This is a genomic window from Burkholderia sp. HAN2018 (assembly GCF_024704855.1).
Classification (GTDB): Bacteria; Pseudomonadota; Gammaproteobacteria; order Burkholderiales; family Burkholderiaceae; genus Burkholderia; species Burkholderia cepacia.
Genome location: NZ_QOBB01000261.1, coordinates 1 through 9223, shown reverse-complemented (window position 1 = coordinate 9223; position 9223 = coordinate 1). Strand labels below are relative to the sequence as shown.

Annotated in this window: 8 protein-coding genes and 1 pseudogene; 4 read left to right on the top strand and 5 right to left on the bottom strand. The window is 66.1% G+C overall.

Annotated elements, in window-relative coordinates; all coding sequences use genetic code 11:
• A pseudogene (locus DPV74_RS35775) lies at positions 1–108 on the bottom strand (6-phosphogluconolactonase); the annotation flags it as partial.
• 87 nt (positions 109–195) lie between these two features.
• On the bottom strand, positions 196–1665 hold the full coding sequence (gene zwf, locus DPV74_RS35770; protein WP_027788124.1) for a glucose-6-phosphate dehydrogenase: 1470 nt from the start codon (positions 1663–1665) through the stop codon (positions 196–198).
• Between the two features lie 432 nt (positions 1666–2097).
• Here zwf and DPV74_RS35765 point away from each other — a divergent pair, with 432 nt between their 5' ends.
• The 4 genes from DPV74_RS35765 (at position 2098) to DPV74_RS35750 (ending at position 6499) form a co-directional block, all read left to right on the top strand.
• The gene (locus DPV74_RS35765) at positions 2098–3345 is read left to right on the top strand and encodes an ABC transporter substrate-binding protein (RefSeq protein ID WP_027788123.1); all 1248 of its coding nucleotides are present in this window, start codon (positions 2098–2100) and stop codon (positions 3343–3345) included.
• Between the two features lie 137 nt (positions 3346–3482).
• Complete coding sequence (locus DPV74_RS35760) at positions 3483–4421, top strand: carbohydrate ABC transporter permease (RefSeq protein ID WP_027788122.1); 939 nt, start codon at positions 3483–3485, stop codon at positions 4419–4421.
• Positions 4411–5268, top strand: coding sequence for a carbohydrate ABC transporter permease (locus tag DPV74_RS35755; RefSeq protein ID WP_006476648.1), 858 nt, complete (start codon positions 4411–4413; stop codon positions 5266–5268). Before DPV74_RS35760 ends, DPV74_RS35755 begins: the two co-directional genes overlap by 11 nt.
• Positions 5269–5380: 112 nt before the next feature.
• Positions 5381–6499, top strand: a complete 1119-nt coding sequence (locus DPV74_RS35750; RefSeq protein WP_021163438.1) for an ABC transporter ATP-binding protein — start codon at positions 5381–5383, stop codon at positions 6497–6499.
• A gap of 89 nt (positions 6500–6588) precedes the next feature.
• Here DPV74_RS35750 and DPV74_RS35745 read toward each other — a convergent pair whose 3' ends face one another.
• From DPV74_RS35745 to trxB, 3 genes are all read right to left on the bottom strand, one after another.
• Positions 6589–7212 (bottom strand): trimeric intracellular cation channel family protein, encoded by a 624-nt coding sequence (locus DPV74_RS35745; protein WP_027788121.1) that lies wholly within the window; start codon positions 7210–7212, stop codon positions 6589–6591.
• Positions 7199–7978 (bottom strand): Smr/MutS family protein, encoded by a 780-nt coding sequence (locus tag DPV74_RS35740; protein WP_119338900.1) that lies wholly within the window; start codon positions 7976–7978, stop codon positions 7199–7201. The genes DPV74_RS35745 and DPV74_RS35740 overlap by 14 nt, the downstream gene beginning before the upstream one ends.
• Before the next feature lie 136 nt (positions 7979–8114).
• Positions 8115–9077 carry a thioredoxin-disulfide reductase gene (gene trxB / locus DPV74_RS35735; RefSeq protein WP_021163435.1) on the bottom strand — a complete coding sequence of 321 codons (963 nt, stop codon included), beginning with the start codon at positions 9075–9077 and terminating at the stop codon, positions 8115–8117.
• Positions 9078–9223: the final 146 nt, after the last annotated feature.

Sequence of the window (9223 nt, the reverse complement as noted above, 5' to 3'; positions counted from 1 at the left end):
CGTCGGGCGCGCGGGGCCGGCGAGCGCGGCGCGCAGCGCATCGCCGACGGCGCGCGCGAGCGCTTCGCTTTGCGCTTCCTGGGTGTCGAAAGCGTGGATCTCGATCACATCTCCTCCGGACTGCTTTGTCTGTTCAAATCGTACGAATCGTGGGGCACGTCGCCGCGTACGAAGGCGTGCGCGGCGACGTTTACATCAGTTCTCTTCTTCGAGCCAGCAGGTGTCGTGCTGCGCGAGCATCGCGCTCGCCGCGGCCGGCCCCCACGTGCCCGCCGCGTACGGCTTCGGCGGCTTCAGCGTGCGGGCCCATTCGTTCAGGATCGGTTCGACCCAGCGCCATGCGGCTTCCTGTTCGTCGCGGCGCACGAAGAGGGCGAGACGGCCGTTGATCACGTCGAGCAGCAGGCGCTGGTACGCCTCCATCTGCCCTTCCTTGAAGAACTGGTCGAACGCGAGGTCGAGGTGCACGCTCGCGAGGTTCATCCCTTCGCCCGGCTGCTTGGCGAGGCAGTACAGGCGGATCGTCTCGTTCGGCTGCAGCCGGATCACGAGGCGGTTCGAACCGGGACGCAACGCGGTGGGCCCGAGCGCCGAGTGCGGCACCGGGCGGAAATTGACGACGATCTCCGCGACGCGGTCGGCCAGACGCTTGCCGGTGCGCAGGAAGAACGGCACGCCGGCCCAGCGCCAGTTCTCGATCTCGACCTTCAGCGCGACGAAGGTTTCGGTCTGGCTGTCGGGCTTCACGCCCGGCTCGGTCGCGTAGGCGGGCACCTGCGCGCCCTTGATCACGCCCGCATGATACTGGCCGCGCACGGCCACCTTGCCGATGTCGCGCGGATCGACCGGCTTCAGCGCGCGCAGCACGCGCAGCTTCTCGTCGCGCACCGAATCCGAATCCATCGAATGCGGCGGCTCCATCGCGACGATCGACAGCAGCTGCAGCAGGTGGTTCTGCACCATGTCGCGCAGCGCGCCCGTATTGTCGTAGAAATCGCCGCGTGCCTCGACGCCGAGCTCCTCGGCGATCGTGATCTGGATGCTCTCGACCCATTCGCGGCGCCACAGCGGCTCGAACAGCGCATTGCCGAAGCGCAGCGCGAGCAGGTTCTGCACGGGTTCCTTGCCGAGGTAGTGGTCGATCCGGTAGATCTGGCCTTCCGCGAAGATCTCGCCGACCGCGTCGTTGATCGCATTCGACGACTTCAGGTCGTAGCCGAGCGGCTTTTCGAGCACGATGCGCGAGCCTTCGTTCAGGCCGACAGACGCGAGCGCCTTGCAGATCGGCACGAACAGCGACGGGCCCGTCGCGAGATAGAACACGCGGATGCCGGGCAGCGATGCGATCGCGTCGCGCAGCACGACGTAGTCTTCCGCGCGGCCGAGGTCGAGCTTCACGTACTCGATGCGATCGAGGAAGGACTTCCACGCCGTTTCGTCGAGCGCCTTGCCGGCAGCTTTCTCCGCGTGCGGCTTCACGTGCGTGTCGACCCATTCGAGATAACCCGCGCGGTCCGATTCGTGACGCGCCACGGCGACGATCCGGCCACTCTCCGCCAGCATGTTCGCACGGTGCGCTTCGAACAGCGCGGGCAGGATCTTGCGCATCGACAGATCGCCGGTGCCGCCGAAAAGTACGAAGGTAAAGCTGGAATCGGTATGCATGTGTCTCCGCCGTGTTGGGGGTGCTGGGAAGCGATCCGTAGTGCGATAAAAATATTTTTGACACTGAATTGTAGTTTAACTACAATCCGCCGCAAGGGGTAGCACCTGGGTGAAGAAAAAAAGAAGTGCGGTCGATGAACTGCGCGAGCTTCGCCTTCGGGAACGCCTTGTGCCGAATGTTATCGGACATTGACGGCGCGCATCGTCGGCGCGCCGTCGGCCCCGGGCTCGCGCCGCAGCATCGCGGCGGGCCAGAAACACAAAGAGGAGACACGCCGTTGAATCTCGATTCACGCTTTCTGTAAGAGCCCGGCCGGTCATCGGCCCCGTACGCTGCATGCGTCCCGCGGCTCGATTTCCCCGTCGTTTATCAAGAAGCCGGTTCCCGGTCAGGGAACCTCACGAGTTGATTCAGTCTGGAGGAGATAAGTAATGAAAGTTCGCTCGATCATGGGCGCGCTCTGCGCGGCAGGTCTGATGGCTGGCGCCGTGGCGGCGCAGGCAGCCGAGAACGTAACGGTGCTGCACTGGTGGACGTCGGGCGGCGAGTCGAAGGCCGTCGGCGTGCTGAAGGACGACCTGCAGAAGCAGGGCTACGTGTGGAAGGATTTCGCGGTCGCGGGCGGCGCGGGCGCAGCGGCGATGACCGCGCTGAAGACCAAGGTGATCAGCGGCGACGCACCGTCGGCCGCGCAGATCAAGGGTCCGCTGATCCAGGACTGGGCCGACCAGGGCGTGCTCGTCAACATCGATTCCGCTGCCGGCGACTGGAAGCAGAACCTGCCGCCGGAAATCGACAAGATCATCAAGTACAAGGGCCACACCGTCGCGGCGCCGTTCTCGGTGCACCGCGTGAACTGGCTGTACATCAACAAGGCCGCGCTCGACAAGGTCGGCGCGAAGGTGCCGACCACCTGGCCTGAATTCTTCGCGGTGGCCGACAAGCTGAAGGCCGCGGGTATCCAGCCGGTCGCGATGGGCGGCCAGCCGTGGCAGGACCTGACGCTGTGGGAAGACGTCGTGCTGTCGCAGGGCCCGGCGTTCTACAAGAAGGCGCTGGTCGACCTCGACCAGGCGACGCTGACGTCGCCGCAGATGCTGTCCGTGTTCGACACGGTGCGCAAGATCCAGGGTTACTTCGATACCGGCCGTAACGGCCGCGACTGGAACCTCGCGACCGCGATGGTCATCAACGGCAAGGCCGGCATGCAGTTCATGGGCGACTGGGCGAAGGGCGAGTTCGAGAACGCTGGCAAGAAGGCGGGCAAGGACTACATCTGCGCGGCGGTGCCGGGTACGGCGAATGCGTACACGTTCAACGTCGACTCGTTCGTGTTCTTCCAGCAGAAGGGCGAGAAGGCCGCGACGCCGGGCCAACTCGCGCTCGCGAAGACGATCATGACGCCGGACTTCCAGGAGCAGTTCAGCCTGCTGAAGGGTTCGGTGCCCGTGCGCCTCGGCGTGAAGATGGACAAGTTCGACGACTGCGCGAAGAAGTCGTACGCCGACGAGCAGACCGCGATCAAGTCGGGCGGCTTCGTGCCGTCGCTCGCACACGGGATGGCGCAGAGCGATGCGACCGCCGGCGCGATCACGGACGTCGTGACGAAGTTCATGAACTCGCAGCAGGATTCGAAGAGCGCGGTCGCCGCGCTCGCGAAGGCCGCGAAGGTCAAGTAACGCGCGACAGGCGCCCGGCCGGACACGCTATCTCGGCCGGGCGTTTTTGCATGTGCAGCAAACGGGCTCGCCCGCGGGCCCGTGCCGTACCGGCGCCGGCCCGGCCTGCGCCGCCCTCGTTCCAGGAGTCGAATCAAGTGGCTGCCCCTCTTAGCGGAAACGGATCCGGCGCTGCCGCCGCACGGCGTACGTCGCCGATGTCGGCCTTCGCCGATCGCTGGATCCCGAAGCTCGTGCTTGCGCCGAGCGTCGCGATCGCCGTGGTGTTCATCTACGGCTTCATCCTGATTACCGGCTATCTGTCGCTGACCAATTCGCGGCTGTTGCCGAACTACGAATTCGACGGCTTCGGCCGTTACACGGACCTGTTCCAGAACGACGTGTGGTGGACGTCCGCCGCGAACCTCGCGTGGTTCGGGATTCCGTTCATCGCGATCTGCGTCGCACTCGGGCTGTTCCTCGCGATCCTGCTCGACCAGCGGATCCGCAACGAAGGCGCGCTGCGCGCGATCTTCCTGTACCCGATGGCGCTGTCGTTCATCGTCACGGGTACCGCGTGGCAGTGGATCCTGAACCCGGGCCTCGGCCTCGAGAAGGTGATGCACGACTGGGGCTGGACGAGCTTCTCGTTCGGCTGGCTCGACGATCCGGACAAGGCGATCTTCTGCGTGGTGATCGCGGCCGTGTGGCAGTCGACCGGTTTCGTGATGGCGCTGTTCCTCGCGGGGCTGCGCGGCGTCGACAGCGAGATCTTCAAGGCCGCGCAGGTGGACGGCGCGACGCTGCCGACCATCTACCGCAAGATCGTGATCCCGAGCATGCGCCCGGTGTTCTTCTCGGTGCTGCTGATCCTCTGCCACATCACGATCAAGACCTTCGACCTCGTCGTCGCGCTGACGGCGGGCGGGCCGGGCACGTCGTCGTCGCTGCCGGCCATGTTCATGTACACGTTTTCGTTCAACCGCGGCCAGCTCGGGCTCGGCGCGGCATCCTCGGTGATGATGCTCGCGACCGTGGTCGCGGTGCTGGTGCCGCTGATGTATATGGAATCGAGGAGCACCCGCAATGCAGCCTAAGATGACGATCAGCCGGGCAGTGATCTACGCGGCACTGATCCTGTTCGCGCTGTACTTCCTGTTCCCGATCTACGTGATGCTGTCGACGTCGTTCAAGGATCTCGACCAGCTGCGCACCGGCAACCTGCTGACGCCGCCCACCAGCTGGACCGTCGACCCGTGGGTGAAGGCGTGGAGCGGCGCCTGTACCGGCGTGCGCTGCGACGGGATGAAGCCGTTCTTCCTGAACTCGCTGCAGATGGTGATTCCGGCCGTGCTGATCTCGTCGCTGATCGGCGCGTTCAACGGCTACGTGCTCACGCACTGGCGCTTTCGCGGCGCCGACGCGCTGTTCACGATGATGCTGGTCGGCTGCTTCATCCCGTTCCAGGTGATCCTGCTGCCGATGGCGCGCCTGCAGGGGATGCTCGGCCTCGCCAACACGATTCCGGGCCTCGTGTTCGTGCACGTCGTGTACGGGATCGCGTTCACGACGATGTTCTTCCGCAACTTCTACGTGAGCGTGCCGGCCGAGCTGGTGAAGGCCGCGCGCATCGACGGCGCGGGCTTCTTCACGATCTTCACGAAGATCCTGCTGCCGGTGTCGCTTCCGATCTTCATGGTGTGCCTGATCTGGCAGTTCACGCAGATCTGGAACGACTTCCTGTTCGGGATCGTGTTCTCCGGCGTCGATTCGATGCCGATCACGGTTGCGCTGAACAACCTCGTCAACACGTCGACGGGCGTGAAGGAGTACAACGTCGACATGGCCGGCGCGATCATCGCCGCGCTGCCGACGCTGCTCGTCTACATCGTTGCCGGCCGCTATTTCGTGCGCGGGCTGACGGCGGGCGCGGTGAAGGGGTAAGCGCGGCTTCATCCGATACGACGAACCGGCCGCGCCTCGCGCGCGGCGCATCGAAACGAACCCGACGCGGCGCCGGAGTGCGCCGCGCGAGACGAGACAGAGGATTCACAGCATGGCAAGCCTTTCCATCCGTGACGTGTACAAGACCTACCCGAACGGGGTGCCGGTCCTGAAGGGTGTCGACATCGAGATCGAGGACGGACAGTTCCTGATCCTGGTCGGCGGCTCGGGCTGCGGGAAATCGACGCTGCTCAACATGATCGCCGGGCTCGAGACGGTCACGAGCGGCGAGATCTGCATCGACGGCAAGGTCGTCAACGACCTGTCGCCGAAGGATCGCGACATCGCGATGGTGTTCCAGTCTTACGCGCTGTACCCGTCGATGACGGTGCGCGAGAACATCTCGTTCGGCCTGAACATCCGCAAGGTGCCGAAGAGCGAACAGCAGCAGATCGTCGACCGCGTGTCGCAGATGCTGCAGATCCAGCACCTGCTCGACCGCAAGCCGGGCCAGCTGTCCGGCGGTCAGCGCCAGCGTGTCGCGATGGGCCGCGCGCTCGCCCGCGATCCGTCGCTGTTCCTGTTCGACGAGCCGCTGTCGAACCTCGACGCGAAGCTGCGCATCGAGATGCGCGCGGAAATCAAGCTGCTGCACCAGCGTCTCGGCACGACGATCGTCTACGTGACGCACGACCAGATCGAGGCGATGACGCTCGGCGACCGGATCGCGGTGATGAAGGACGGCGTGGTCCAGCAGTTCGGCGCGCCGCAGGAGATCTACGATTCGCCGTCGAACCTGTTCGTCGCGGGCTTCATCGGCGCGCCGCCGATGAACTTCATCAACGGCAAGCTGGTCGAGCAGGGCAGCGGGATCGCGCTCGAGATCGACACGGGCCTCGCGCGCAGCGCGCTGAACCTGCCGTTCGACGCGAAGCGGATGAACGGCCACGTCGGCCGCGAGGTGATCCTCGGGCTGCGTCCGGAGCGCATCACCGATGCGCGCAATGCGCACCACGGCGAGGCGTCGAAGCTGCAGCCGATCGACGTGCGCGTCGACGTGACCGAGCCGACCGGGCCGGACACGCACGTGTTCGCACAGGTGAACGGCAAGCGGATCGTGAGCCGCGTGCATCCGGCCGCGAACCCGCAGCCGGGGCAGACGCAGTCGCTGCTGTTCGACGTGTCGAAGGCGGTGCTGTTCGATCCGGCGTCGGAAGAGCGGATCGCGTGAGGCAGCGTTCGCGCTGAACGAAGAAGGGGCCGTCTCGACGTGAGCGGCCCCTTTTGTTTCTGGCGATGCGTCCGGCGTTGCGGCGGCGCTCAGTGCGGCAGCCGCACGTCGAACTTGAAGGTCGCGAGCCGCGCGACGAGGATGAAGCCGGTCGCGAGCAGCACGCTGTACACCGAGTCGAACTGCAGCCACACGAGCAGCAGGTAGAACCAGCAGCCGACGAACGCACAGGTCGCGTACGGCCGCGAATCGCGCAGGATCAGCGGGATGTCGTTGCACAGCACGTCGCGGATGATCCCGCCGACCACGCCGGTAATCACGCCCATCATCACCGCAATGAAGCGCGGCATCTCGGCATCGAGCGCGATCGCCGTGCCCGAGATGCTGAAGATCCCGAGCCCGATCGCATCGGCGACGAGCAGCAGCCGCTCGGCCGACAGCCGCGACAGCATGCGCAGCACGAACGGCGCGAACAGCGCGAGCACGAAGATCGCGATCACGTAGTCGTCGTGCACGACCCAGTAGAACGGGCGGCGCTCGAGCAGGATGTCGCGCAGCGTGCCGCCGCCGAACGCGGTGGCGAGCGCCACGACGAACGTGCCGACCGAGTCGAGACGGTTCTTGCGCGCCTCGATGAAGCCCGAGATCGCAAAGGCCAGCGTGGCGATCGCCTCCAGTACCGCGATCGCGAGCGTCAGCCTAGGATGCGGCACGCGGCCCCCGGTCGGCGGGTGCCGCGAACGGCTGCAGCAGGACCAGCACCGCGCCCGCGCCGCCGTCGTGGCCGCGCGCCTCGCAGAACGCGATCACTTCTTCCTTCTGCACGAGCCACGCGCGCACCTTGCCCTTCAGCACGGGTTCCTTGCCGATCGAGCCGAGCCCCTTGCCGTGGATCACGCGCAGGCAGCGCAGCCCTTTCTTGCCGGCTTCGCGGATGAACTCGGCGAGCGCGTCGCGCGCCTCGTCGCGCCGCATCCCGTGCAGGTCGATCTGCGCCTGCACGATCCACGCGCCGCTCCTCAGCTTGCGCACGACGTCGCGGCTGATGCCGGGGCGGTGGTAATACAGCGAGTCGTCGCTGTCGAGCAGCGTCTCGGGATCGAATTCGTCGGACAGCGTCGCGTTCAGCACGGCTTCCTCGTCGCGCTGCGTCTGCTTCGGCACCGGGGCGGGCGGCGTGCGGCCGGCTGCCGCGCGCGGCGGGGCATTGAGCGGCTGGATCGAGCCGATCTCGTTGCGGAACAGGTTCGCGTCGGCTTCCGCCTTGCGCTCGGCCTTGGCCGTTTCGACGCGTTGGCGTTCGCGGCGATCGGCTTCGCCTTGCAGCGACTTGCGCAACGCGCCGAGGCCCGCGAGCCCCTGGCCGCGCAATGCGGCGGGATCGGGCGCGGGCGCCGGCGCGACGGGCGCGGGGTTTGCGGGACGGGCGGCGATCTGCCGCTTCGCGGGATCGCTCGGATGGGGCTGGTTCTTCGCCATGATTCGGTACACAGGGCAGGCGCGTTCGGGCGCGCGGGCAAAAAAAAGCCGCTGCACGGCGGCAGCGGCTTTCCGGTCGAGCCCGCTTCGCGGCAGCGGACGCCATTGTAGCGCCCGGCGCGAGCGGTCTCGCGGCTTACTTCTTGTCGTGCAGGCTTTCGAGGTAGCGCTGCGCGTCGAGCGCGGCCATGCAGCCCGTGCCCGCGCTGGTGATTGCCTGGCGGTACACGTTGTCCTGCACGTCGCCGGCGGCGAACACGCCCGGCACGCTCGTCGACGTCGCGTTGCCGTGCAGGCCGCTCTTCGTCAGGATGTAGCCGTCCTTCATCTCGAGCTGGCCCTGGAACAGGTCGGTGTTCGGCTTGTGGCCGATCGCGACGAACACGCCCTGCACGCTGAGGTCTTCCGTCGCACCGGTCTTCACGTTCTTGATGCGCAGGCCCGTGACGCCCGAATCCTCGCCCGTCACTTCGTCGAGCACGTGATCCCACTTGATCACGACGGCGCCTTCCTTTTCCTTTTCCAGCAGGCGGTCGATCAGGATCGGCTCCGCGCGGAACTTGTCGCGGCGGTGGATCACCGTGACCTTCTTCGCGATGCCCGTCAGGTAGAGCGCTTCCTCGACGGCCGTGTTGCCGCCGCCGATCACCGCGACTTCCTGGCCGCGATAGAAGAAGCCGTCGCAGGTCGCGCAGGCCGACACGCCCTTGCCCATGAAGTGTTCTTCGGACGGCAGGCCGAGATACTGCGCGGACGCGCCGGTCGCGATGATCAGCGAGTCGCACGTGTATTCGCCCGAGTCGCCGATCAGGCGGATCGGCTGCTCGTGCAGCTTCGCGGTGTGGATGTGGTCGAACACGATTTCGGTGTTGAAGCGCTCGGCGTGCTCGAGGAAGCGCGCCATCAGCTCCGGACCCTGCACGCCTTTCGCGTCTGCCGGCCAGTTTTCGACGTCGGTCGTGGTCATCAGCTGGCCGCCCTGCGCGATGCCGGTGATCAGCACCGGGGACAGGTTGGCACGTGCCGCGTAGACGGCAGCCGTGTAGCCGGCGGGGCCGGAACCGAGAATCAGGACTTTGGCGTGTTTGGGCGTGGACATGTGCGAATCCGTAAAAGTCGGCTGCGGCGGGCGGGGTAGGGCTCGCCGTACGATCCGGGTTGACCGGGATGCCGTCATAGATGGGTATCAGACGCGCATTATAAAGGCCCCGTTGCTGCGTTGCCGAACGAGAGTTTCAATCGCGG